Below are 22,994 nucleotides of genomic sequence, written 5' to 3'. Positions count from 1 at the left end.
AAATGGGCTACGACATAAGCTACCACGCGATCGGCAAAGAGGAGATGGAACAGTGGTATTTCGAGCCGCTAAAGCGCGCGCAAAAGGGCAATTTTGAGAGCATTGCCAAAATCGCACGCCCAAGCGGGATGAATGAATTTTATGTAGAAAAATACACCGATAGCTTCCGCTCGGCGCTTGAATACGGCGTAGACAGCATTTTTAATAAAACGCACGGATTTCATATAGCCGTGGCACAGGGCTATTTCAGAGAATATTTTTACACGCGCGGTACGGCGTTTAGCTTTTTGGCAGAGCAAAATTCTAAATTTAAGCCCTACATAAGCGATTGGCGCGAGGTTTTGCCGGTGGAATTTCTAGCGGAATTTAGCGGGCAGATTCACAACGAGATCATCGAGAGTTACTGCTGCGGTGCGTATCTGGATGCTGCTAGCGTGCAGAAACTGCTACGCGATTATGAAGCGGGCGGAGAGATAAAAGAGGCGATCGACCAATTTTATGTGCAGAATTTACCCGTGTTTTTAAAGGCGCTAAATTTAGCGCGCGAGCTAGGGATAGGGTTGCTTGAGGCTACCGAGGTCGTCGAGCCTAATCCGTTTGATCTGAATAAGTCCGAGTCGTTTTCAAATCTTTTTAATTGCGATACACAAGGCGCGCTGATCTATGCGGAAATTGCCGCGCAGCAAGTTAGCGAAGCAATAAAGCGAGATAAGGCGGCGCACGGTGGGGGTGAAAAACATAGCGACGAGAATCCTGACTCGCATAGTGGCAGTAAAAAATTTCTTTTTGATAAGATCAAAGGGATTTTTAAATAATAAATTGAATTAGTAAATTTTGAAATAAATTTGTGAAGTAGATCTTAAAATTTGCGCTGCGAGTAAAGCGTGTCTTTAAATTTACGAATAAAACTGTGCATTTTTACCCGAAAGATACGATAGGCAAGGAATTGCGCAGTGCCTATGCTCGCCTTGTGCAAGCGAAATAAAATTTTGCCGAACAAAAGCGATGACCTATCTAGAATCGTCGCTTTTATTCGGGATCAGCAGATCTTGCAGTTCTTGTCGCACCGAGATTTTCGCGCGCGAGTCTAAGATATGCGAGTAGATGATGAAATTTGCGAGTACCTTTTTTCTGATATTGTTAGCTAAAAAGGGTGTAAATTGCATTACCCCAAGGGTGTATGAGGTAGAAACGGCGCTTGGGATAAAGCGGCTCTTTTGGCACAAGTGCTAAAATAAGCGCCTTGCGGTGATTGTCACCGTCACCGATATACTCCATAAACGGCATCGGATAGAAGTTGTCCTTACCGTAAGCTGTCTATTTAATATTTAAATCTCTGTAATTACGAAATCACTTTTGAAAGAACTACTAAATATACCGTTTTTCATTTTTTTCTATTAAATGAACTTGCTCAGATAAGAATAAGGTTTAATTGCTTGATATGCGATGTGGCTTGAGTGATAGGGCTTTGAACATCGATTGGCGATCATTTATGTGATCCATGTGATTTTTGCGGCACTTTGCTCAGAGACTCTGTGCGGATGCTTATGTAAATGATGAAAATCGTCGGACAATATCCGGAAGTGTCTGGTATGCCGGGTTCTATGAATATTCGAGGAAGAGACGTTATGCATGGCGATACCGTTTTGTGTGCTATTCAGGGCGATATTACGCGCCTGGAGGTCGATGCCATCGTGAATGCAGCCAATTCGACGTTGCTGGGCGGCGGTGGTGTTGATGGCGCAATACATCGTGCGGCAGGGCCGGATTTGCTGGCCGAGTGTAGAACACTAGGCGGTTGCCAGACGGGTGAGGCGAAGATGACACAGGGTTATCACTTGCCGGCGCGTTATGTCATTCATACCGTCGGCCCGGTTTGGCGTGGCGGTGGGCATGGTGAGCCGGTATTGCTGGCAGCCTGTTACCGGAATTCGTTGTTATTGGCGGCAGAACGGCGGGTGTCGAGTATTGCTTTTCCCTGCATCAGTACGGGTGTGTATGGGTATCCTTTTGAGGCGGCTGCCGATCTGGCACTGGCGAGCGTGCGCGCAACTTTGCTGGAGATAGATGCCATGCCGAAAATGTCGAAAATCTGCAAAGTTGTATTCTGCTGTTTTTCGCAGTCAGATTATTTGTATTACGCGCGCTGCCTGGGTATCGGTACGGATTCTCGAAAGCAGGGAGATGCGCTATAGTCAATCCGCTCCCGCAGCTCTGAGCCTGCGGCGCACGTCCGGATTCTACGGGTGATTGCGTTATCTGCCTAACGATCTGGGCGGGTGATTTCCATGAAAAATTTGTCGCTTCCTTACTCATATCTATCGGGCAAAAAAACAGGATCGTCAGGGTAGAAATACCCGGATGCGCCGCGTTCAGAAGGTTTGGGTTCGGGAAGGACGGGGAAGCGCTCCTGAAACCCGGGTGTTTAGTGGGATGTCTGGTGAAGTGTTTGTCGAGATAATTATTTAGTGGAGGGGTCATGAAAGAACTTGTTTATCGATGGGCGGCAATCGTTCTATGCGGGCTGTCTGCTTCGCTGGCTTTTGCGGCAGAGGGCAGTGCTGCGGACGAAGTGCGCAAGGCGTGGCTGACGGGTAAGCTGTATGGAAACGATAACGATGGCGCTTCCCTGCGGCGGGTTACGATCAGCGAAAGTTCGCCGGGCAGTTTTTCCGTGCAGATCGACAATCAGTTCGGTTTTCAGTGTGCGCTAGTTTTTGGCGACGATGGGCATCCGCGGCAGTTGTCGGACTGTACGTCAAAAGGCGTTCGTGAAGGGAACAAGAATGATGAATGGTTCGTCAAGGAGCCGCAGGTCATTGATCTGAACTGCGCTAAACTGGCCAAAGAGATCGTATGCAAAGGACGCTACGTGCTGGCTTCGGGAAATTTCGTGCTGGGCCCTTCGGAAATGACCATCGCCATGCCGCGTACGGCGCTGCCGCAGACCAAGGCGGGGTTGATCAACCAGCCAACACTGGCGTATTGCACAGCCAGCAATGTCAATGTGCGGAGCGAACCTTCCACGACGAGCGATGTTGTCGGGCAGCTTGGCGCCGGGCGCGTGGTGTTGATCAGCTCGTGGAACGGAGAAAATGGCGCTTGGTACAAGGTGGATTTGCCCGAGGAGAAAGGTTCAGGCTGGGTGTTTGGCGAGTACCTGACCCTTCCCGATGCTCCGATGCCGTATCTGGCGCAGATTCTGCTCGATTTTGGCAATACGCCGGCCAAGGCGCAGGCCTTGTTTGGGCCGCCTGCCAAGGTCGTGCAAACCACGCTGGAAGCCGAGGGTAAGCACGTTAATCAGGAAACCTTGTTCTATCCTGAGCATCAGGCCGTGTATGTGGGCGGTGCGCTTTCCCGCATTGTTCTTGAACCAGAAAGCTCGTTGACGCTGGGTCGCTGGAAACTCGGGCAATCGACAGCATCTTTGGCGCCATTGGGTGATGCCGAGAAAAAAGGGGGGGAATGGTCATTCACCATTTCTCCTTCAGATACGCTTCGCTTCAAAATCCGGCAAAATAAAATTGCTGGCGCGGAGTACGTGAAAACCCCGGGTGATTAAGCAGAAGACGGGGCAATGCGCAGACATCCGTTGAACACGTATTGGAAATACATCGCTATGCTATGAAAACCGCTATTTCAGGATTACGGGCAATCACGCTCTCTTTTGCCCTGCTGTTGGGGGTATATCTTCTCACGGCGTTGCTGGCGAATATCGTCAGTCTCGCGGATGCTGCGGATCGCGTGCATGGTGGCAGCGGCGTATTCATATTCTGGGGGTTGCTTTCTCTGTCGTTCTTACTGCTGGTTGCGCCTTTTGCACTCTTTTTCCGTTTGCCTAAAGCGCTGACGCCGCCACCCAGTGTCGATGATCCAGCGTATGAGGCATTTTTACAGGCATTCATTGCGCGTCTGCGAGTCAATCTACTGCTTGCCGGGATGGCGATTAACAATGAGGCGGATGTGGTTAGCGCCTGCGCCAAACTGGAAAAGACCGTCGATGAATTGATCAAGGAAACGGCCAGTACGGTATTTGTCAGTACGGCGGTCATGCAGAACGGGCGACTGGACGGGTTGATCGTATTTTTTACGCAAATCCGTCTCGTTTGGCGGATTGCGCAGGTATATACGCAGCGTCCGTCGCCGCGCCAGATGCTGTATCTCTACAGCAATGTTGGCATGAATGCGTTGGTGGCAGAAAATCTTCAGGAGATCGAGTTCATGGAGATTGCTGCCCCGATCGTGACAGCGATTGTTCCTTCGCTGAAAGGCGCTTTGCCCGGATTTCAGGGGGTTTCGACGCTGCTGGTCAATAGCCTGGCAAGCGGCTGTTCGAATGCGTTCCTAACGTTGCGTGTTGGCCTGATGGCGCGGGTGTACTGTGCGTCTCTAACCCGACCGGAACCGTCTGCGCTCAAGAAAAATGCGACCGTTCTGGCCATGGGAATGGTTGGCGGCATTGCCAGAACGCAGGGCGAACGCGTGGTCAAAAGTTCATGGCATGCCGTTAGCCGAGCAGTTGGCTCTGCTATGGATGCTTCGGTTGAGACAGTAAAAAGCACAGTCGGCCAGACTACTGATGTTGCCGTGGAGGCGGCCAGGTCGGTTGGCGGCGTCTTTAGCCGTTCCTGGGAATCACTAAAATCTTCGTTATCGAAGAAAACGGACAGAGAACCAGAATCTTCAGAACGCCGATAAAAAAATCCCGCGTCGGTTTGACGCGGGATAAATCTCATCATTGCGATGAGTCAGGGAGGGTCAAATGTTGCCAGCAAGGAGTGCTAAGACAACGCTTGCAGTATAAGGCGGAAAAGTGTGTTGTTGGCTTGCTGTCTGCGGCAAATACGCATGAGTTATACATATGTTGGGTAACTCCGGTTTGCCGTTTGTGCCATACATGGATCCCGGCACTGTGTTTGAGTCATCCGGCGTAGAATCGTAATGATTCTGTGTGAAAGTTAGGGAAAGGGCGGCGATGCGTGCGCGTGCAATCAAGTTGATGCTGGGCATAGGATTGATGGCGGCCAGTCTTTCCCTATATGCCCAGGGTGTGTATGTGACGCGGGGTGCCAACGGGCCAGTATTTTCCGACAAGCCACAGCCCGGTGCCAAGGAAATGCGCTTGAAACCATTGAATGTGGTGCCGGCGCAAAAAGTACCGCAGGAAAAGACGGCATCTGGCACGTCAGCCGGTACGCTGCAAGAACGTGCGGGAAAGCAGGCAGTACCTGAAGATACGCCTTATCGAACATTCTCGATCTTGTCTCCGGAGCAGGATGGTAGTGTTGTTGCCAATACCGGCAGTTTCACGGTGCGGCTGGCGGTCGATCCGCCATTACGGCTTGGTGAGGGGCACGCATTTGTGATCAGCCTCAACGGGCAGCCTGTCGGGCAGCGTTTTACTGCTACTGAATTCATGTTTCCGCCCGAGTTCTGGGGAGGCGTACCGCCCATCAATCAACGTGCCCAGCTCGACGTCAGTATCGTGGATAGCGCCGGGCGAATCATCATGCATGCGCAGCCTGCGGTATTTTTTATGCGTTATACAACGGTGCTACAACGGCCTCATTCACTGCCTCCACCGTATCCGCCACCTCCTCCGTATCCCATGTACCCGCCGCCTCCACGGGGTAGGCCGCCGATGTATCCGCCACCGGCGTCTCATCCGCTTCCCCCCCCATCTGCACCGGCGTATATCCCGCCGTGGAAGCCGGCTTATCCCCGTCCGCTGTTTCCTGGCAGCCGTGTGGTCGAAATGCCGCCCGGCACACCGCCACAAACACCGGACAATCGCGGAAATCACAGAGAGCGCTGGAGCAGATAGCGTGAAATAGCGTGAAGTAATTTGTAGCGTGTGTAGCGTGGAGCCTGCGGTTCTGCGTATCATGGCAATGAAGGTCTGGAAGGCTGTGAATGCGGAACACCTACAAATACAGGACGTGAGCGTACCGGCGAATACTTTTATTACAGGCATTGCCGGTATCGGCGGCTACCTGCCGCTGCCGTTAGTTGCTTTAGTTTCCCCCTTTGTCTGGCTCGCGGATTCCCCTGAACATATGAAGTAGGGAGGCGTTGCGGTGCGCTGAACGCTTCTGCCAGGTATGCAATTTCCGTTTGCGATGAAGTGATTGCATGCCGCTCGCGGTTTTCCAGCTTGCCGGAAAGCGTGTTCGGCTTATAATACGCGCGCTTTATCCAGCCCGCGCCCCTGTAGCATGAAGGTCGTGCAGTTGATTTGTAATCATCAGGTCGTGGTTCGATTCCGCGCAGGGGCACCAGGGCGAAGCAAAACAGCTGTTCAAGAATATTCAGCATGCTTTTATTTCAGCGGCGCGGTAAACGTAGGCAGTGTGGTGCGGCTGTGCTGAAGTGTAATGCGCCATGACCAAACTCAGGCAGACCCGGCAGATGATCGACGCGGCCATGGCGGACGCACAACGGCCGGCGTTGGCGCTTTCCGGTGGTAAGGACTCGCTCCTTTTATTGGCTTTGTGCAAACCGTATCGTAAGCGTTTGCATGTCGTCTGGGCGCGGACAAGCGAAACGTTTCCGCACATGGTCGATTTTATGCGCGAAGCAACGCGCGGTTGGGATTTCCAGGAACTGGTCAGCGACCAGTCTGCTTATTTTGCGACGCACGGTTTCCCGTCGGCGCTGATTCCAGTGCGGCACCGACCGCACGAGAAAAATCCGGGAATCCTCATTCAGTCCAACGGGTATTGCTGCAAGGCGCTCCAGTACAAACCCTTGGCGCGCTATCTCAAAGAGTACGGAACCGATCTGGTCTTGCACGGGCAGACGGCCGAAGATCTGCTGAATCATAAAACCTCATTTCCAGCCATGCTGAGCCCTTTGCCGCGTAGGCGGATTGTGGCGCCTTTGCGTAACTGGACGGCTGAGGAGGTACTGGCCTATTGCCAGCGACGGCGTGTGCCATTGCCTGAGCAATATGCTACGGGCTTGGCCGATTCGCTGGAATGCTGGAACTGTACCGTGCGTATCGATCTGGCTCGTTTTCGCTGGATGCAGGCGCATTACCCGGTACTGGCGGAAAAACTCGGCGCTTTGTTGGGATCGGTCTATGGTGCGGCGATTACCGATTACGAAACGCACATCGCCCCGGTGCTCGATGCCGCCAGAAATAAGGAAAAAGATCAGAAAATCAAGGTGGCCACGGCCTAGCGGCAGGTTTGGGTCGAATGCCGGTATGTGCGCACCGCATCTGCCCAGCAGTTGGGTGTTTCGTAGAGCCTGACGCGTTCTAGCCGCAGATGGTTGCCAAAGTTGTCGCAGAATATGCGGTCAAGAATGGCAAAAGCAGTTTCGGCCAGATTTTCTGCCGTCGGAATACATTCGAGAACGACGGTTTTGTGGCCGGGCAGCGTTTTCAGGAATTCGACGACGGCCGTATCGCCGGCATAAACGAGAAAAGCATGATCCCAGTGGTTGACCAGATGCCGTTTTGCCAGCGTCTTGATGTCGGCAAAATCCATCACCATACCGTTGGCTGCATCGCCGTCATGGCGGATGATGTTGCCGGCCAGGGTGATTTCGAGAACGTAACGATGACCGTGAAGATGACGGCAATGGCTTTTGTGATCGGGGATACGGTGGCCAGCGTCAAACTCCAGGCGGCGAGTGATGAACATGGGGAAATCCGGAGGAAAAATCAGCGCGCTGATTATATCGGAATCGCCATGACTGTTTTTGAAAGCGCATGTGATCTGTAGGCGTGTATGACGGTGCGTGCAAGCATCCGACTATCCGACCATCGACTATCATTACATTTTTGATTACCCCGTAATATCTGTCACATACCATGCTGACCGTCTCTGACCATCGCCGCGACAGCGCCGGAATGACTTATGTATACCCTGTCGTTTCCCGCCGCGCGGGCGGTGTTTCCGTCGGCATCAACCTCAATACGAATAACGCCTGCAACTGGGCGTGCCTGTACTGCCAGGTACCGGAGCTGAAGCGGGGCGGGCCGCCGCCGATCGATCTCGACCGGCTGGAAATGGAGCTTCGCTGTTTTTTGCGGGAAGCCGTGCATGGGGATTATCTGGTGCGTAACGCGCCGCCAGAAGCGCGCCGCCTGGTGGATGTGGCGTTTTCCGGGAATGGTGAGCCAACCAGTGCGGTCGAGTTTGCCGATGCCGTGTTGCGGCTGGAACGTGTATTACAGGATCTATCCCTGCTCGGCGTACTCAAGGTACGCTTGATTACCAACGGCAGTTTGATGCATCGTGAAAACGTGCAATTAGGCCTTGCCCGTATCGCCCGGCTGGGCGGTGAAGTTTGGTTCAAACTGGATCGGGCGACGGCTGCGGGCGTGCGCCGTATCAACGGCGTCGGCCGTTTTTCATCAGCACGGCTGTGCGCAACGGTACGTCAGTGTGCGCAACTTGTGCCCATCTGGATTCAGACGTGCTGGTTCGCGCTGGACGGCGAAGCGCCGTCGGCGCTGGAACAGGACGCCTATTTGGCGTGCATTGACCTGCTGCGGCCGCATATTCAGGGGGTGCTGCTTTATGGGCCGGCTCGCCCTTCCTTGCAGCCTGAATCGTTTCGCATCTCTGCGGTGCCTCCGGCGATCATGCAGGGTGTTGCAGACAGGATCAAGGTGCTTGGCGTTAAGGTCATCATGACGCCCTGAATGTGCGTGAACATGAAGTCGCGTAATAGTTAATGTAAAACGCAGGCATCGTAAAAAATCAGTTTTGGGCATCTGCCCCGTGATGGAATTCGGGTAGAATCCCTTGCGTTTATTGATAGGGAATGGATCAGGAATGGCATTAATCGTCCAGAAATTTGGCGGCACTTCGGTAGCAACGACCGAACGTATCAAGAATGTGGCAAAGCGCATTGCCCGCTGGAAGAAGCGGGGCCATGATGTCATCGTCGTCCCGTCGGCCATGTCCGGGGAGACGAATCGCCTGATTGCACTGGCTAAAGAAATCTCCGCCTCGCCCGATCCGCGTGAACTGGATGTGATTGCCTCAACCGGCGAGCAGGTGACGATCGGTCTGCTCTCCATGGCGTTGCAGGAACTGGGGCTGAAAGCCAAGAGTTATACCGGTCCGCAAGTCAAGGTATTGACGGATAGCGTATTTACCAAGGCGCGTATTCTGAAGATCGACGACGCGTTAATCCGTAAGGATCTGGACGCGGGTTATGTCGTCGTTGTGGCTGGTTTCCAGGGAGCGGATGCCGAAGGCAATATCACGACGCTCGGCCGTGGCGGTTCCGATACTTCGGCGGTGGCGTTGGCAGCTGCACTGCATGCCGACGAATGCCAGATTTATACCGACGTGGATGGCGTCTATACAACCGATCCGCGCATCGTCCCGGAAGCGCGCAAACTCGATGCCATCACCTTCGAAGAAATGCTGGAAATGGCCAGTCTTGGCTCAAAAGTACTGCAAATCCGCGCTGTCGAGTTCGCTGGAAAATACAAGGTTAAGCTGCGTGTGCTTTCCAGCTTCGAGGACGAAGGTGAGGGGACCCTGATTACTGTTGAGGAAGAAAAAACAATGGAACAACCGATTATTTCTGGCATTGCCTCCAACCGTGATGGCGCCAAACTGACCATTTTTGGCGTGCCCGACAAGCCCAGCGTCGCGTACCAGATTCTTGGACCGATCGCCGACGCTAACATCGACGTTGACATGATCATCCAAAATGTCAGTCAAGAAGGGCTGACGGATTTCTCATTCACCGTCAATCGCAGCGACTACGCCAAAGCCAAGGCAATTCTCGAACAGAGCGCAGCCGGACTTGGTGCACGCGGCGTGACCGGCGACAACAAAACCTGCAAGGTTTCCATTATTGGCGTCGGCATGCATTCCCACCCGGGTATTGCCAGCCAGATGTTCAGTGCGCTAGGCGCGGAAGGCATCAACATCCAGATGATTTCAACCTCAGAAATCAAGCTTTCTGTAGTGATTGAGGAAAAATATCTGGAACTGGCTGTCCGCATTCTGCACCGGACATTCGGCCTCGATAAAGAGTGAATAATTTCGTTGAATTGACCGAGCGCAGCTAAACGGCTATCATCGCGCCCTTCCGGAGACGTGGCCGAGAGGTCGAAGGCACTCCCCTGCTAAGGGAGCATGCGGGCAAAACCTGCATCGAGGGTTCGAATCCCTCCGTCTCCGCCAAACCCAGTAAAGACGGCCTTTCCGGCCGTCTTTGATTTTCTGGGCTATTTTCTTGTTAGATTATTCCAAAAAATATAAGTAGAAACCGTTATGTGAGATATTGTGTGAGATAACTAATAACTACGGAAATTATTCGTATACGAATCTATCTTTGGGATAGTTAAATAAAACGCCTCTTAATGGTGATTCCAAGGTTCGGAAGCTACTTATTTTCAAGACACTACCTATTTCGAGCTGTTTCTAGTACTCAAGAATGATGCGTATAAATTAATGATCTTCTACTCAGCCAGTCCATTGATTTTAATCGTATCTGGCTGTTTAGATAGCGGCGGAGAATAAAAATAGCGCTAGTTTCTTTTACCGCATTAGTCTTGTATTAGGCTGGGTATTGGAGCCTAGTTTCTTGAGTTATTTTTCATTTAAGCGGCTGCATAGTGCTATCTAACATACTACTAAAACCATTAATCTAATTTTGCGGAAATTTATGCCGCATCATATACGTCAAAGATAGGGGAATCGTTGCCGCAGTGTTTGCCAGGTTTCCCAGATGAAGAAACTGCGCCGTGCCAGCCGAAATACGCGGCGACCATTCAGAATAGTCAACGTGGTAACGGCAAGTCCAGCGAGTAGCGGGTGACGTTTGACGTAGCTGATACCCGTATTGATGTACATGCGTGCAACATCAATCCGGTTGAGGGCGACTTGTACCGGTTGCGTTTCCGCGGACAGGAAGTAGCGCTGTGTTGTAATGCGTTCAAGCAGCATGCCCCGCTGCAGCTGGATGTCATTCAGCCGGCGCATCGTGTTGCCCTATCGCAGCTTTCAATTGACGGAGATCCTCTTCCAATTCGGAGAGGCTGGCGTCAAACATCCGCCTGGGACGTTGCACGGCCCGTTTCAACCCGAACGCTAGCCAGATACTGGCACCCAGAAATGCTGCGCAGGAAATTCCCAATATAAGTACCCGGCTTTCCCAGAATGCCACCGTCAGAAACAAGACCAGCATGAGGAGGCCGATGCTTAGGCAGAAAGCCAGCCCAAGGGCTAGCAAAAAGAGCTGGAATGCCCGTAATTTTTCCTCTTCCAGCTCATTGCCCAACAATTCGAGGCGTGTTCTGCCGCTCGCCAGCAATGTGGCCGCCAGATTTTTCAGGGCGGAAAACAGGCTGCCCCGGTAGCCAGGCGTGGTACTCATGAAATTCCGCGCAAAAAATCCCAGAAACTTCAGATTCAACGACGGCTAGCGAAAATCCCGATCAACAAGCCAATGCTGGCGGCAATGCCGACGGCCTGCCAAGGATTTTCCTTGACATAGACATCTGTGGCGTGCGCGGCGGCTCGCGTTCTGCCGATCAGTTCATTTTCAACATCAATGAGCCGCGTCTTGGCGTCTTCCAGCCGCTCGCTGATTTGCCCGCGCAGTTCGACAACTTTTTCACCCGCCAGGTCGGCGGTGGCGCGCAAGATTTCCTCGGCGTCGGTAATCACAATTTTCAGATCTTCGACGAGCTTCTGCTTGCTCAGGTTAATCGAAAATTCGGATTCACTCTGTTTGGACTTGGATTGTCTGGGCATGATGATTTCCTTGCGTTGAGTTAAGTAAAAGTCAATCGGAGTTGCTCTGGGCGCCGTACTATCTATCGCCAAGGCATGCTGGGATGCCTTTCATGACACATAAATTCGTATACGGCATTCAGATGCAGGGTAACGAATTTGGCGTTTTGAATCAATTAAAATTCATTATGCGTAATCATAGTCGATGCGTAACGGGGCATGATCGGAAAAGCGTTCGGCTTTATAAATTTCTGCGGAACGCGCCCTATTGGCTAGTTCGGGTGTTGCCAATTGATAGTCGAGCCGCCAACCGATATTTTTAGCCCAGGCCTGACCGCGATTGCTCCACCAGGTGTAGCAGGCGTCTGTCGCATCCGGATGCAGACGACGATAAACATCGACCCAGCCTGCTTCGTTGAGCGTTTTGCCGAACCAGGCACGCTCTTCCGGCAAGAATCCGGAATTTTTCTGGTTATTTTTCCAGTTTTTGAGATCGATTTCCTGGTGGGCGATATTCCAGTCACCACAAACGACGATATCACGCTTTTCACGTGCTAACTGGGACAAGATGGGATAGAAACCATCCATGAACCGAAATTTAGCCGCTTGTCGCTCAGGCGAACTCGATCCGGAAGGCAGGTACAGTGAAATTACCGACAACCGGCCGATATCCACGCGCAGGTAGCGGCCTTCAGCGTCGAACTCAGGGATGCCGATACCTTGTTGAACCGCATCCGGCGGGTGGCGACTCCAGATGCCGACACCGCTGTAGCCTTTTTTCTCAGCCAGATGATAGTGTGCGTGCATGCCGGCAGGAGAAAGCATATCAGGCGCCAGATCGGCGGCCTGCGCCTTGATTTCCTGCAGGCAAACGACGTCGGCGTTCTGGCAGGCTTGCCAGGGAGCAAAGCCTTTGCGCCACGCCGAGCGAATTCCATTGAGATTTAGGGTAATGATGCGTAACATACAAGCCGTGACTCAGATAATGCTTGGTATTTCATGGATTTTCGTCAGGAATTCATAGAATTCGCCCTGAACCTGAATGTACTGCGTTTCGGCGAATTCAAGACTAAGGCCGGCCGCCTGTCACCGTACTTCTTCAATGCCGGGCTATTTAATGACGGCGCGGCGCTCGACCGACTTTCGCAATTTTACGCCAAGGCGATCCTTGCCAGCGGTGCATCGATGGACATGCTGTTCGGCCCCGCCTATAAAGGGATTCCGCTAGTTGCCGTGAGCGCTTTGGCACTTGCGCGCGCTGGTCGTAATGTGCCTTTTGCCTTCAATCGCAAAGAGGTGAAGGATCATGGCGAAGGCGGCCATATCATTGGCGCGAAACTGGCAGGGCGCGTGTTGGTCATCGACGATGTGATTTCTGCCGGTACCTCTGTGCGCGAATCGGTCGAGATCATCCGTGCTGCTGGGGCCGAGCCATGCGGTGTCGTGATTGCGCTCGATCGCATGGAACGGGGGACGGGCACCCTCTCTGCCGTGCAGGAAGTCGAACAGGATTTTGGAATTCCGGTTGTCGCCGTGGCGACGCTCAATGACCTGATGGCTTTTCTGAGCCATCATCCGGAATTTAAGGCGCATGAAAATGCGGTTTTACAATATCGTCGTCAGTATGGTGTCAATTAGTATGTCAAAAAAACTGTTTACGAATCTTGCCATTTTCGGCACTTTGTCTTTATTTGGCGGTGCGGTGTTCTCTGCTGGCAAAACGACCGGCCAGTCGTCAGGCGCGGTGTATTGCTGTAATGATGCGGGTGGGCGGCAGGTTTGCGGCGATCTTTTGCCCCAGGCGTGTTTTGGCCGTGCCTACCGCGAGGTTGGCCGTAGCGGATCGACCATCCGTAAGGTTCCTGCGCCGCTGACCGCCGAACAGCGTGCGCAGCGGAAAATTGAGGAAGAAAAACGCAAGATCGAGGAAGAAAAACGTAAAGAGCAGGATCTGAAAGATCGGGCTTTGCTCAATACCTATGGTAGCGAAGCCGAGATCGATGCGATGCAAGCGCGTGCCGAGAAGGATATTTTGCAGTCGATCAAGAATGCCGAAGCCAAAATAGAAAGCGCCAAACAGGCGCGTAAGAAATATGAAGAAGAAGCCGAGTTTTATAAGAAAAAGCCTATGCCACCTGAAGTGCAGAAGGGACTAAAGGAAGGTGACGTCGAAATCAATGCGCAAACGTCACTGATTGAGGCCAAGAAAAAAGAGCTGGAAACTATTCGTGCCAAATATGGCGAGGAGAAAGCGCGTTTCGTTGAGCTGAGCAAGCGTCCGCGTCCTCGTTGATCTTGTATTGTTTCTGATCGGCCGCAATTGACCGTACGCTAAGGCAGGCGCCCACATACAAGGCGCGGCATGAGTCGCGTAGCGCCTTGCCTTTGTCCTCTTGGTTAATCTGTCAATTTGCGTCGCAACAGCTCATTGACCTGTTGCGGGTTGGCTTTACCCTTGGCGGCTTTCATCGTTTGGCCGACCAGCGCATTGAATGCTTTCTGCTTGCCTGACTTGAATTCGGCAACCATGACTGCATTGGCTGCGAGCACATCATCGACCAATTTTTCGATGGCGCCGCTATCGGTAATCTGCCGCAGGCCGCGCTGTTCAATGATGGCGTCGGCACTGGCGCCTTCTCCGCTCCAGAGGGCTTCAAAAACCTTCTTGGCAATGGCGTTGGAGATTGTGTTGTCGGCAATGCGCGCTGCCAGACCGCCGAGCTGCGCGGCACTGACGGGCGATTCGACGATAGTTTTGTCTTCTTTGTGTAGACGTGCGGCCAGATCGACCATGACCCAGTTGGCACAGATTTTAGCGGCAGATTTTCCGGCAACAGCAACCGCAGCCTCGAAATAGTCGGCCATTTCAAGTGATGCGGTGAGCGCAGCGGCATCATAGGCAGAAAGGCCATAGTCTGCGCTGAAGCGTTGTTTCTTGGCATCGGGCAATTCCGGCAAGGCGGCGCGTTCGCGCTCGATCCAGTCGTGGTCAATAAAGAGCGGCAGTAGATCGGGGTCAGGAAAGTAGCGATAGTCGTGCGCGTCTTCTTTGGATCGCATGGCGCGTGTTTCGCCGCTGCCCGGATCAAATAGCACGGTGGCTTGGCGAATGGCGCGGCCTTCCTCGATTTCGGCGATTTGCCACTGCACTTCGTAATCGATGGCCTGTTGCAGGAAACGGAATGAGTTGAGATTCTTGATTTCGCGCCGCGTGCCGAATTCCTGATGCCCCAGCGGACGTACCGATACGTTAGCGTCGCAGCGGAATGAGCCTTCCTGCATGTTGCCATCGCAGATGCCGATCCAGCGCACGAGTGCGTGCAGGGCACGCGCATAAGCGGCGGCTTCCGCCGATGATCTCAGATCAGGTTCGCTAACGATTTCAAGCAGTGGGGTGCCGGCGCGGTTGAGGTCGATCCCCGAAGCGCCGTGAATCCCTTCATGGATAGATTTACCGGCATCTTCCTCCAGATGCGCGCGCGTCAGGCGGATTGTTTTCTCCGTTGTCTCCTCGCCTTGACCGAGCCGGATGCGGACCTGGCCGCTGCTGACGACGGGTAGTTCAAACTGGCTGATCTGATAACCTTTGGGCAAATCCGGATAGAAATAGTTTTTGCGGGCAAATACCGATTTGGGCGCGATGTTGCCCCCGACGGCCAGACCAAAGCGAATGGCGCATTCCACCGCACCGCGGTTGAGCACCGGCAGCACGCCCGGCAAGGCGATATCGACGGCATTAGCCTGCACGTTCGGCTCGGCACCGAAGGCGGTCGAACTGCCGGAAAAAATCTTTGAACGGGTCAGCAGCTGGACGTGCGTTTCAATGCCAATGACGACTTCCCATGATTTCATTGTTTATTTCTCTCTATATTCAGGCACAACGACCATTGCGCGGATTGACCAGGATCGGCCACAGATAATCGACAGCGTCGCCGCTGCATTGCGCACGGCAATTATGAAAGGCGATCGTGACGCCCTTGTTTTGCTCCCATAGGCGAATCAGGCAGGCATTGGCCGGATTGTGCAATTCGACATTGGGCATGCGGGATGTTTGTGTGAATGCGGGCAAGTCGAAGCGACAGACGCCGTGTTTAGGAATGCCGATTTCTGCACTCAGGCGCTTGACTTCGGCGTGTTCCACCAATAGATCAAGGCGGCCCTTGCCGCCGTTGACGTCCTTGAACGTGCACGCCGCCTTGACATTCAGCGCCCGGTCGTGAATTTGCTGCATCTTTCGTCCGCGCAGCCGGCGCAGGGTTTGCGGGCTGATTTGACCCGTCTGGATATGCCCAGAGGCCGATGTTTCTTTTTTAGCCTTATCGCCAGTGGCCTGATCGGTGGTTGCACACGCTGCCAGCAAAGTTGTCAGCATGGCGGCAAGGCATAGGCGCTGTATGCCGGGAATTCTTCCGGCGTAGCCAGCATGCCGTCTGTTTCGGGAAATTTCGGCCATCGTCAGAAACATGTGTTTTTCTCCAGTCAAACCCATGCTGTTAGTAACTTTGTGTTGCGGCGTTTGCCTCGTTATGCCGCAAGTGCCGGCGGCTGGTGCAGGTGCCAGTCGGTGGCTTGCTGATAACGGTGCGCGATATTGAGTAGCCGCGCCTCGCTGAAATAGTCGCCGATCAACTGCAGCCCGACCGGCAATGGGGATGTTTGGCCGGAGAAGCCGCAGGGGATCGACATGCCGGGCAGGCCGGCAAGATTGACGGCCACGGTGTAAATGTCCGACAGATACATTTGCACCGGGTTGCCGATTTTCTCACCCAGTCTGAACGCTGGGGTTGGATAGGTTGGCCCCATAATGACGTCGCAGTGTTTGAACGCTTCGGCAAAGTCTGCCGCAATTAGGCGGCGGACGCGCTGAGCTTGCAGATAATAGGCATCGTAGTAGCCATGCGACAATACATAGGTACCGATCAGAATGCGCCGCTTGACTTCGATGCCAAAGCCTTGCGAGCGGCTTTTTGCATACATATCGTTAAGGTCGGCGTATTTCGGGGCACGATAGCCGTAGCGGACGCCGTCGTAGCGCGACAGGTTGGTGCTGGCTTCAGCCGAGGCAATGACGTAATAAGTGGGTACCGCCAGTTTCAGGTTCGGTAGACTGACTTCCACGGTTGTCATGCCCAGTTTTTGGTATTCGGCCACGGCGGCTTCGACGCGCGCCATGACCTCGGCGTCGCACCCCTCTCCATAAAATTCCTTGGGTAGGCCGATTTTTAGGCCGGCCAGAGGTTTATCGAGATCGCGTGTGTAATCTTCGGCCGGACGGTCAAGGCTGGTCGAATCGCGCTCATCGAAACCGGCCATGGCGTTGAGCAACATGGCACAATCTTCCGCCGTATGCGCGATCGGCCCACCCTGGTCGAGCGAGGATGCATAGGCAATCATGCCGTAGCGTGAAACCGTGCCGTATGTTGGCTTGATGCCGCTCAGATTGCAGAGTGCCGCCGGCTGACGGATCGAACCGCCTGTGTCGGTGCCTGTCGCCGCGGCCGCCAGCAGGGCCGCCACCGCGGCTGCCGAACCGCCCGAAGAGCCGCCTGGTGATCTGTCCGTATCCCAAGGATTGCGGGTTACACCGTAATATGAAGTCTCGTTCGATGCACCCATGGCAAATTCGTCCATATTCGTTTTTCCCAGAGTGACCACGCCGGCGGCGTTGAGCCGTTCAATCACCGTGGCGTCATAGGGACTCACGAAGTTACCCAGCATCTTTGAGCCACAGGTCGTCAGCCAGCCCTTGGCGCAGAAAATGTCCTTCTGCGCCAGTGGAATGCCGGTCAATGGTGTGGCCTGACCGGCGGCAATACGGGCATCTGCCGCCGCTGCCTGCGCCAAACTTTTTTCCGGAACGATGGTGATATAGGCATTGAGTGCCGGATTGATGCATTCGATTCGGTCGAGATAGCTGCGGGTCAGTTCAACGCTGGAAATTTCTTTGTTCGCCAGCGCCGCGGCCAGTGATTTGATGTCATGCGGAATCATTCGATCACCTTTGGCACGATAAAGAGTCCGGCTTCGGTCTGCGGTGCGATTGCCAGAAAATCTTCGCGCCGGTTGCTTTCTGTGACGATGTCAGGACGCAAACGCTGGCCGAGGTCGAGTACATGCGCCATTGGTTCGACGCCGTGTGTATCGACAGCCTGGAGTTGTTCGATTAGTCCGATGATGTCATCGAGCTGTGCGCGAATCGTTTCGTTTTCGTCGGCGCTGATTTCAAGCTGCGCCAATTGCGCTACGCGCTTTACGTGTTCATGGGTGATCGACATAGAAAAGTAGAAAAAAGACAAAAAATAGTGGGAAAAATCAAAAGGTCAACTCATCAAAATAATGGCCGTATAAGGTATCATAAAAGCTTTACCAGCCGCAGTATGGCGGCGTTTTTGGATACTTAGGCATGTTCAGTTTCTTGCGCAGTTATTTTTCGAACGATCTTGCCATTGATCTTGGTACCGCGAATACCCTGATTTATATGCGTGGCAAGGGCATCGTTCTCGATGAACCTTCAGTGGTCGCCATCCGCATGGATGGCGGCCCAAACTCCAAGCGGGTGATTCAGGCGGTGGGGCAGAGCGCCAAGGAAATGCTTGGCAAGGCGCCCGGACAGATTACCGTCATCCGGCCGATGAAAGATGGGGTCATTGCCGATTTTACGTGGACCGAGCAGATGCTCAAGCAGTTCATCCGCAAGGTGCACGACTCGCGCCTGCTGTCGCCCAGTCCGCGTATTATCGTTTGCGTGCCGTCCGGCTCGACGCAGGTGGAGCGCCGCGCTATCCGTGATTCGGCCGAGAATGCGGGTGCCCGCCAGGTATTTTTGATCGAAGAACCGATGGCGGCGGCAATCGGTGCCGATCTGCCTGTCGCCGAAGCAACCGGTTCGATGGTCGTCGATATTGGCGGCGGCACGACGGAGGTCGGCGTGATTTCGTTGGGCGGCATGGTGTATTCCGGTTCGGTGCGTATCGGCGGCGACAAACTCGATGAAGCGATCATTAACTATATCAGCCGTAACTACGGCATGCTGATCGGCGAGAATACAGCGGAAAGCATCAAGAAGCAGATCGGCTCGGCTTTCCCCGGTACCGAAGTGCAGGAAATGGAGGTTTCCGGTATCAATAAGGCCGAAGGTATCCCGCGCAAATTTACGATTTCCTCAAACGAAATTCTCGAAGCATTGACCGATCCGCTCAACAGCATTGTCTCTGCCGTCAAGTCAGCGCTGGAGAAGACGCCACCCGAGTTGGGCGCTGATATTGCCGACAAGGGACTGGTGCTGACCGGCGGCGGCGCGCTTTTGCACGATCTCGACCGCTTGCTGATGGAAGAGACGGGGCTGCCGGTGATCGTTGCCGAAGAGCCGCTGACCTGCGTTGCGCGTGGCTGCGGAATCGCGCTCGAGCGCATGGACAAGCTGGGCAGCATTTTCGCTTCGGATTGACCGGGGTGGATCATCGTGGATGCGCGCCCGGCTAATTCGGCGCGCGCCCACAGTGCGTAGCGCGGTTTTGATCCGTCCGTTTGCCGGCGTGATTCGTTAGCGGAGTGGTCAGGATGACCGGAGTGATCTGCCCGGGTGCATACTGTTTTTTCAGTCATTTTGCTATTGCTGAAGTTTTTTCTCGAAACTTTGCATGGATCATCAGCCACCGCCATTTTTTAAACGAGGCCCCGCTCCGCTAGCGCGTTTGTTCTTTTACGTGACCTTGTCGCTGGTGCTGATTGTGATCGATGCGCGCTTTCATACGCTGGATCTGGCGCGCCAGAGCCTTTCCCTGATCACTGATCCGTTACAGCGGGCGGCGCAGATGCCTGCTGCCTTGTTGGTTCAGGCACGCGCTTATCTCTCTAGCGTTGCACGTCTGCAAGAAGAAAATTTCCGGATGAAGCGCGAGCAGCTTGATAATGCCGCCAACCTGACGCGCACCGAGCAGCTTGAGCGTGAAAATGCCAGACTGCGCCGCTTGCTGGAGCTTCGTGAGCGCGAGCATCCCAGTGGGGTCGTTGCGCAGATTCTGCATGCCGTGCGCGATCCCTATACCCAGCGTATCGTCGTCGACAAAGGACAGATGGCGACGGTTACCGCCGGGCAGCCGGTCATCGATGACGTGGGTGTCATCGGCCAGGTGACGCGCGTTTTTCCTTTTGCCGCCGAGATTACATTGCTGACCGACAAAGATCAGTCGATTCCCGTCCAGGTTGTGCGCAACGGCCTGCGTTCGATAGCGTTTGGTTTGGGCGACGGACAGTTGGAGCTGCGTTTCATGCCTGCCAACGCCGATATCAACAATGGCGACCTGATCGTCACGTCCGGCCTGGACGGCGTGTTTCCGCGCGGTTTGCCTGTGGCACGGGTAACGCATATCGAACGCAATGCGTCCTATGCGTTTCCGCGGATCTTCTGTAAACCGTTGGCCGGAGTGGAAAATTACAACGAAGTCATGGTGCTGGCCGTGCGCGAGCCGGTGGCGATTCCAGAAGAACTGCGGACTCCGCGCCCGTCGGCGGGTGGCAAGTCCGGGAAGAAAAAACGACCCAAAAGGGGCTAATGTATGCAAGCGACTCACGCCTCATCGCGTATCCTACAACCGGCCAATCCCTGGTTTATCCGGTTGAGCCTGCTGGTTGCGCTGTTACTGAATTTTATGCCGACGTCTTCCTGGCTGTGGATACCCGACTGGGTCGCCTTGACGCTTGTTTTCTGGTGTGTCCGTGAGCCGCGTTACGTTGGGATGGGATACGCCTTTCTTTTTGGGTTGGCGATGGACGTGGCCGATGCCAGCCTGATGGGGCAGCACGCCCTGGCGTATGTCATCATCGCCTATCTGGCCATGTTGCTTTCGCGGCGTATTCTCTGGTTCTCGCTGGGGCAGCAGGCGCTGCATGCCTTGCCGCTGCTCCTGATTGCGCCCGCCGTCCAGTTGGCTGTGCGTCTTCCCCTCGGCGTCGAATTTCCGGGGCTGCCGTATTTTGCTGGCCCATGCATTGCCGCCGCGCTATGGCCGCTGCTGACTTTTATCCTGCTGTTGCCGCAATATCAGCCGATCGAACGCGACGCCAACCGGCCAATCTGAGTCGAGGATTTTCTCTTTGTTCAGCGATTCCCGCTATTTCATTCCGCAGCATTTTACGGATAGCGAAGCCGGGCGCTTCCGCTTTCGCATCTATTTTGCGGCGGGCGCGGTGCTGCTGGCTTTTTCTCTCTTGACGGCGCGTTTCGTCTATCTGCAGATCTTTCGGCATGATTATTACGTTACCCGCGCCGAGGATAATCGTATTGCGCTGATCCCTGCGCCGCCCAATCGCGGCCTGATTACCGACCGCAACGGTGTCGTGCTGGCACGTAATTATTCGGCGTTCACATTGGAGATAACGCCGTCCAAGGTCGATGACCTGGAGGCGACAATCGAAGGACTGGCTGAGATCATCGACATCCAGCCGAAGGACAAGCGGCGTTTCCGCCGTCTGCTCGGGGAGAAAAACAAGTCCTTTGAAAGTCTGCCGTTGCGCACACGTCTTAGCGAAGAAGAAGTCGCACGTTTTGCCGTCAATCGCTATCGCTTTTCCGGCGTCGAAGTCAAAGAGCGGCAATTCCGTGAATATCCGCTGGGGCCGGTGGCTGCGCATGCCATTGGCTATATCGGACGCATCAACAAGGATGACCTGAACTATATCGACAAGAAGGAGCAGACGGCCAATTACAAGGGCAGTGACCACATTGGTAAGATTGGCCTCGAAAAATCCTACGAATTTCATTTGCACGGTCAGACGGGTTACGAGGAAGTCGAGATCGATGCAGGCGGGCGGGCGCTGCGCAGCCTGGCGCGCACGCCGCCGACGCCGGGCGGCGATCTGACGCTGACACTCGATACCGGACTTCAGGCGGTCGCGGAAAAGGCTTTTGGTGACCGGCGCGGCGCGCTGGTTGCCATCGAACCGTCGACGGGTGGCATTCTGGCCTTGGTCTCGATGCCCAATTTTGATCCCAATCTATTTGTCGACGGCATTCGCCAGGAAGACTGGGAGGCGCTCTATAAATCGCCGGATCGGCCGATGGTCGATCGTGCGTTGAACGGCGCGTACCCGCCGGGTTCGACCTTCAAGCCGTTTATGGCGCTGGCAGCGCTGGAAAGCGGCAAGCGCACGCCTGGCCAGACGACGTTCGATCCCGGCTATTTCCGGTTTGGCGGGAATACATTCCGCGACAGCAAGCGGGGCGGGCATGGCGTGGTGAATATGCACCAGTCGATCGTCCATTCCTGCGATACCTATTACTATGCGCTGGCCAACGATATGGGGATCGACACGATCGCCCGTTATATGGCGCAGCTGGGCTTTGGGCAGAAAACCGACATCGACATTGAAGGCGAGTCGACGGGCGTACTGCCTTCACCGGAATGGAAGCGCAAGCGCTTCCGGCGTCCCGAGCAACAAAAATGGTACGCCGGCGAGACAATCTCGATCGGTATCGGACAGGGATATAACGCTTATACGCCGTTGCAACTGGCGCAAGCGACAGCGACGCTCGCCAACGACGGTGTGATGTACCGCCCGCATTTAGTCAAGCATATCGTCAATGCCCGAACGGGTGAAAAGACGCTGATCGAGCCGGAGCCACTGCGTAAATTGCCGTGGAAACAGCGGCATTTCGACATCGTTAAAAAAGCGATGATGGGCGTCAACAGGGAAGGTACAGGGGCGCGTGCGTTTGCGGGCGCTCCGTACACCTCGGGCGGCAAAACAGGAACGGCGCAGGTGTTCAGCCTGAAAGGCGGAGAATACCGGGCTAGCCGTATCCGGCGAGAACTGCGTGATCATGCGCTGTTCATTGCTTTCGCGCCGGTTGAAGCGCCGAAAATCGCCCTGGCCGTATTGGTCGAAAATGGTGGTTTCGGTGCACAGTCCGCTGCACCGATTGCGCGTGCGGTGCTCGACTATTACCTACTCGGCAAAGCCGCGAAAGGCGCTGTCAAGGAGGACGAGGATGCCCACGAGGACGATGATGTGCATGAAGGGTCCGAAGAACACGAAGAGGTGCGGGATGCGCGCGATGGCGGCGAGAAAGGCGAAGATGAGGCCGCGGTGACGCACGCCGATCCGAAGCTCGCCGCCCCATCGGCGGCAGGTCGCCCTCATGGGACATTGATCGATGCCGGGGCAATGGAGCCGCATGATTCGATCCGTCCCGGCCATCCCGCGGCACCAGGCATGCCGGCTGACCCGGCCCAACCGGCGCCCCCAGTGCGTGCAGACGGCCAGGAGGGATGAACG

General features: G+C 54.5%; 24 protein-coding genes and 2 tRNA genes. 17 read left to right on the top strand and 9 right to left on the bottom strand.

From position 1 onward, the window contains the following. Positions 1-2: 2 nt before the first annotated feature. From ABCS64_RS11735 to ABCS64_RS11700, 8 genes are all read left to right on the top strand, one after another. Positions 3-815 (top strand): hypothetical protein, encoded by an 813-nt coding sequence (locus tag ABCS64_RS11735; RefSeq protein WP_418892078.1) that lies wholly within the window; start codon positions 3-5, stop codon positions 813-815. An 813-nt stretch (positions 816-1,628) separates the two neighbouring features. Continuing rightward, positions 1,629-2,195 (top strand): O-acetyl-ADP-ribose deacetylase, encoded by a 567-nt coding sequence (locus ABCS64_RS11730; protein ID WP_418892077.1) that lies wholly within the window; start codon positions 1,629-1,631, stop codon positions 2,193-2,195. Between the two features lie 284 nt (positions 2,196-2,479). Further along, positions 2,480-3,565 carry an SH3 domain-containing protein gene (locus ABCS64_RS11725; RefSeq protein ID WP_418892076.1) on the top strand — a complete coding sequence of 362 codons (1,086 nt, stop codon included), beginning with the start codon at positions 2,480-2,482 and terminating at the stop codon, positions 3,563-3,565. 62 nt (positions 3,566-3,627) lie between these two features. Next, the gene (locus tag ABCS64_RS11720; RefSeq protein ID WP_418892075.1) at positions 3,628-4,701 is read left to right on the top strand and encodes a DUF697 domain-containing protein; all 1,074 of its coding nucleotides are present in this window, start codon (positions 3,628-3,630) and stop codon (positions 4,699-4,701) included. A gap of 277 nt (positions 4,702-4,978) precedes the next feature. Beyond that, the gene (locus ABCS64_RS11715) at positions 4,979-5,827 is read left to right on the top strand and encodes a hypothetical protein (RefSeq protein ID WP_418892074.1); all 849 of its coding nucleotides are present in this window, start codon (positions 4,979-4,981) and stop codon (positions 5,825-5,827) included. Positions 5,828-5,888: 61 nt separating this feature from the next. Continuing rightward, complete coding sequence (locus ABCS64_RS11710; RefSeq protein ID WP_418892073.1) at positions 5,889-6,068, top strand: hypothetical protein; 180 nt, start codon at positions 5,889-5,891, stop codon at positions 6,066-6,068. Between the two features lie 139 nt (positions 6,069-6,207). Next, positions 6,208-6,281 (top strand) — tRNA-Thr (locus ABCS64_RS11705). Between the two features lie 103 nt (positions 6,282-6,384). Then, on the top strand, positions 6,385-7,185 hold the full coding sequence (locus ABCS64_RS11700) for a phosphoadenosine phosphosulfate reductase domain-containing protein (RefSeq protein ID WP_418892072.1): 801 nt from the start codon (positions 6,385-6,387) through the stop codon (positions 7,183-7,185). On the opposite strand, the gene queD is transcribed toward ABCS64_RS11700, so the two are convergent. After that, entirely contained in the window at positions 7,182-7,652 is a 471-nt protein-coding gene (gene queD / locus ABCS64_RS11695; protein WP_418892071.1) for a 6-carboxytetrahydropterin synthase QueD, read from the bottom strand. The genes ABCS64_RS11700 and queD overlap by 4 nt on opposite strands. 170 nt (positions 7,653-7,822) lie before the next feature. Between queD and ABCS64_RS11690 the strand changes: the two genes are divergently transcribed. From ABCS64_RS11690 to ABCS64_RS11680, 3 genes are all read left to right on the top strand, one after another. Beyond that, positions 7,823-8,659 (top strand): radical SAM protein, encoded by an 837-nt coding sequence (locus ABCS64_RS11690; RefSeq protein ID WP_418892070.1) that lies wholly within the window; start codon positions 7,823-7,825, stop codon positions 8,657-8,659. A 133-nt stretch (positions 8,660-8,792) separates the two neighbouring features. Continuing rightward, the gene (locus ABCS64_RS11685) at positions 8,793-10,016 is read left to right on the top strand and encodes an aspartate kinase (protein ID WP_418892069.1); all 1,224 of its coding nucleotides are present in this window, start codon (positions 8,793-8,795) and stop codon (positions 10,014-10,016) included. A 54-nt stretch (positions 10,017-10,070) separates the two neighbouring features. Continuing rightward, a tRNA-Ser gene (locus ABCS64_RS11680) sits at positions 10,071-10,163 on the top strand. Positions 10,164-10,664: 501 nt separating this feature from the next. Here ABCS64_RS11680 and ABCS64_RS11675 read toward each other — a convergent pair. From ABCS64_RS11675 to ABCS64_RS11660, 4 genes are all read right to left on the bottom strand, one after another. Further along, positions 10,665-10,964: a YqjK family protein gene (locus ABCS64_RS11675; RefSeq protein ID WP_418892068.1), complete on the bottom strand. Its 300-nt coding sequence runs from the start codon at positions 10,962-10,964 to the stop codon at positions 10,665-10,667. Further along, positions 10,948-11,358 carry a phage holin family protein gene (locus ABCS64_RS11670; RefSeq protein WP_418892067.1) on the bottom strand — a complete coding sequence of 137 codons (411 nt, stop codon included), beginning with the start codon at positions 11,356-11,358 and terminating at the stop codon, positions 10,948-10,950. The genes ABCS64_RS11675 and ABCS64_RS11670 overlap by 17 nt, the downstream gene beginning before the upstream one ends. A 35-nt stretch (positions 11,359-11,393) precedes the next feature. Then, positions 11,394-11,738, bottom strand: coding sequence for an ElaB/YgaM/YqjD family protein (locus tag ABCS64_RS11665; RefSeq protein WP_418892066.1), 345 nt, complete (start codon positions 11,736-11,738; stop codon positions 11,394-11,396). A 165-nt stretch (positions 11,739-11,903) separates the two neighbouring features. Then, positions 11,904-12,683, bottom strand: a complete 780-nt coding sequence (locus ABCS64_RS11660) for an exodeoxyribonuclease III (RefSeq protein ID WP_418892065.1) — start codon at positions 12,681-12,683, stop codon at positions 11,904-11,906. Between the two features lie 33 nt (positions 12,684-12,716). Here ABCS64_RS11660 and pyrE point away from each other — a divergent pair, with 33 nt between their 5' ends. Together pyrE and ABCS64_RS11650 are read left to right on the top strand one after the other, a co-directional pair. After that, positions 12,717-13,355: an orotate phosphoribosyltransferase gene (gene pyrE, locus ABCS64_RS11655; protein WP_418892064.1), complete on the top strand. Its 639-nt coding sequence runs from the start codon at positions 12,717-12,719 to the stop codon at positions 13,353-13,355. After that, entirely contained in the window at positions 13,309-14,010 is a 702-nt protein-coding gene (locus tag ABCS64_RS11650; protein ID WP_418892063.1) for a hypothetical protein, read from the top strand. The genes pyrE and ABCS64_RS11650 overlap by 47 nt, the downstream gene beginning before the upstream one ends. A gap of 104 nt (positions 14,011-14,114) precedes the next feature. Here the strand turns inward: ABCS64_RS11650 and gatB are convergent, their stop codons facing one another. The 4 genes from gatB to gatC are packed head-to-tail and all read right to left on the bottom strand — an operon-like array spanning position 14,115 to position 17,992. Then, positions 14,115-15,569 (bottom strand): Asp-tRNA(Asn)/Glu-tRNA(Gln) amidotransferase subunit GatB, encoded by a 1,455-nt coding sequence (gatB, locus tag ABCS64_RS11645; protein ID WP_418892062.1) that lies wholly within the window; start codon positions 15,567-15,569, stop codon positions 14,115-14,117. A 19-nt stretch (positions 15,570-15,588) separates the two neighbouring features. After that, entirely contained in the window at positions 15,589-16,182 is a 594-nt protein-coding gene (locus ABCS64_RS11640; RefSeq protein WP_418892061.1) for a hypothetical protein, read from the bottom strand. 59 nt (positions 16,183-16,241) lie between these two features. Continuing rightward, positions 16,242-17,708, bottom strand: coding sequence for an Asp-tRNA(Asn)/Glu-tRNA(Gln) amidotransferase subunit GatA (gene gatA / locus ABCS64_RS11635; RefSeq protein ID WP_418892060.1), 1,467 nt, complete (start codon positions 17,706-17,708; stop codon positions 16,242-16,244). Beyond that, on the bottom strand, positions 17,705-17,992 hold the full coding sequence (gene gatC / locus ABCS64_RS11630) for an Asp-tRNA(Asn)/Glu-tRNA(Gln) amidotransferase subunit GatC (RefSeq protein ID WP_418892059.1): 288 nt from the start codon (positions 17,990-17,992) through the stop codon (positions 17,705-17,707). Before gatC ends, gatA begins: the two co-directional genes overlap by 4 nt. A gap of 128 nt (positions 17,993-18,120) precedes the next feature. Between gatC and ABCS64_RS11625 the strand changes: the two genes are divergently transcribed. The 4 genes from ABCS64_RS11625 to mrdA all read left to right on the top strand — a co-directional run bounded on the left by ABCS64_RS11625 (position 18,121) and on the right by mrdA (position 22,991). Then, on the top strand, positions 18,121-19,164 hold the full coding sequence (locus tag ABCS64_RS11625) for a rod shape-determining protein (RefSeq protein WP_418892058.1): 1,044 nt from the start codon (positions 18,121-18,123) through the stop codon (positions 19,162-19,164). A 193-nt stretch (positions 19,165-19,357) separates the two neighbouring features. Next, complete coding sequence (gene mreC / locus ABCS64_RS11620; protein WP_418892057.1) at positions 19,358-20,272, top strand: rod shape-determining protein MreC; 915 nt, start codon at positions 19,358-19,360, stop codon at positions 20,270-20,272. Between the two features lie 3 nt (positions 20,273-20,275). Then, positions 20,276-20,797: a rod shape-determining protein MreD gene (gene mreD / locus ABCS64_RS11615; RefSeq protein WP_418892056.1), complete on the top strand. Its 522-nt coding sequence runs from the start codon at positions 20,276-20,278 to the stop codon at positions 20,795-20,797. A gap of 16 nt (positions 20,798-20,813) precedes the next feature. After that, a complete protein-coding gene (gene mrdA / locus ABCS64_RS11610) occupies positions 20,814-22,991 on the top strand; it encodes a penicillin-binding protein 2 (protein ID WP_418892055.1) in 2,178 nt (725 codons plus the stop codon). Positions 22,992-22,994: the final 3 nt, after the last annotated feature.

The organism is Dentiradicibacter hellwigii (genome assembly GCF_041770905.1).
In the GTDB taxonomy this organism is placed as follows: domain Bacteria; phylum Pseudomonadota; class Gammaproteobacteria; order Burkholderiales; family Rhodocyclaceae; genus Propionivibrio; species Propionivibrio hellwigii.
The sequence above is the reverse complement of the archived record's forward strand: the minus strand, read 5'-3'. Positions and strand labels throughout refer to the sequence as shown.

Coding starts and splice junctions, on each gene's coding strand:
- ABCS64_RS11735 (WP_418892078.1), top strand. CDS start 3: ATGGGCTACGACATAAGCTACCACGCGATCGGCAAAGAGGAGATGGAA.
- ABCS64_RS11730 (WP_418892077.1), top strand. CDS start 1,629: ATGCATGGCGATACCGTTTTGTGTGCTATTCAGGGCGATATTACGCGC.
- ABCS64_RS11725 (WP_418892076.1), top strand. CDS start 2,480: ATGAAAGAACTTGTTTATCGATGGGCGGCAATCGTTCTATGCGGGCTG.
- ABCS64_RS11720 (WP_418892075.1), top strand. CDS start 3,628: ATGAAAACCGCTATTTCAGGATTACGGGCAATCACGCTCTCTTTTGCC.
- ABCS64_RS11715 (WP_418892074.1), top strand. CDS start 4,979: ATGCGTGCGCGTGCAATCAAGTTGATGCTGGGCATAGGATTGATGGCG.
- ABCS64_RS11710 (WP_418892073.1), top strand. CDS start 5,889: ATGGCAATGAAGGTCTGGAAGGCTGTGAATGCGGAACACCTACAAATA.
- ABCS64_RS11700 (WP_418892072.1), top strand. CDS start 6,385: ATGACCAAACTCAGGCAGACCCGGCAGATGATCGACGCGGCCATGGCG.
- queD (WP_418892071.1), bottom strand. CDS start 7,652: ATGTTCATCACTCGCCGCCTGGAGTTTGACGCTGGCCACCGTATCCCC.
- ABCS64_RS11690 (WP_418892070.1), top strand. CDS start 7,823: ATGCTGACCGTCTCTGACCATCGCCGCGACAGCGCCGGAATGACTTAT.
- ABCS64_RS11685 (WP_418892069.1), top strand. CDS start 8,793: ATGGCATTAATCGTCCAGAAATTTGGCGGCACTTCGGTAGCAACGACC.
- ABCS64_RS11675 (WP_418892068.1), bottom strand. CDS start 10,964: ATGCGCCGGCTGAATGACATCCAGCTGCAGCGGGGCATGCTGCTTGAA.
- ABCS64_RS11670 (WP_418892067.1), bottom strand. CDS start 11,358: ATGAGTACCACGCCTGGCTACCGGGGCAGCCTGTTTTCCGCCCTGAAA.
- ABCS64_RS11665 (WP_418892066.1), bottom strand. CDS start 11,738: ATGCCCAGACAATCCAAGTCCAAACAGAGTGAATCCGAATTTTCGATT.
- ABCS64_RS11660 (WP_418892065.1), bottom strand. CDS start 12,683: ATGTTACGCATCATTACCCTAAATCTCAATGGAATTCGCTCGGCGTGG.
- pyrE (WP_418892064.1), top strand. CDS start 12,717: ATGGATTTTCGTCAGGAATTCATAGAATTCGCCCTGAACCTGAATGTA.
- ABCS64_RS11650 (WP_418892063.1), top strand. CDS start 13,309: ATGAAAATGCGGTTTTACAATATCGTCGTCAGTATGGTGTCAATTAGT.
- gatB (WP_418892062.1), bottom strand. CDS start 15,569: ATGAAATCATGGGAAGTCGTCATTGGCATTGAAACGCACGTCCAGCTG.
- ABCS64_RS11640 (WP_418892061.1), bottom strand. CDS start 16,182: ATGTTTCTGACGATGGCCGAAATTTCCCGAAACAGACGGCATGCTGGC.
- gatA (WP_418892060.1), bottom strand. CDS start 17,708: ATGATTCCGCATGACATCAAATCACTGGCCGCGGCGCTGGCGAACAAA.
- gatC (WP_418892059.1), bottom strand. CDS start 17,992: ATGTCGATCACCCATGAACACGTAAAGCGCGTAGCGCAATTGGCGCAG.
- ABCS64_RS11625 (WP_418892058.1), top strand. CDS start 18,121: ATGTTCAGTTTCTTGCGCAGTTATTTTTCGAACGATCTTGCCATTGAT.
- mreC (WP_418892057.1), top strand. CDS start 19,358: ATGGATCATCAGCCACCGCCATTTTTTAAACGAGGCCCCGCTCCGCTA.
- mreD (WP_418892056.1), top strand. CDS start 20,276: ATGCAAGCGACTCACGCCTCATCGCGTATCCTACAACCGGCCAATCCC.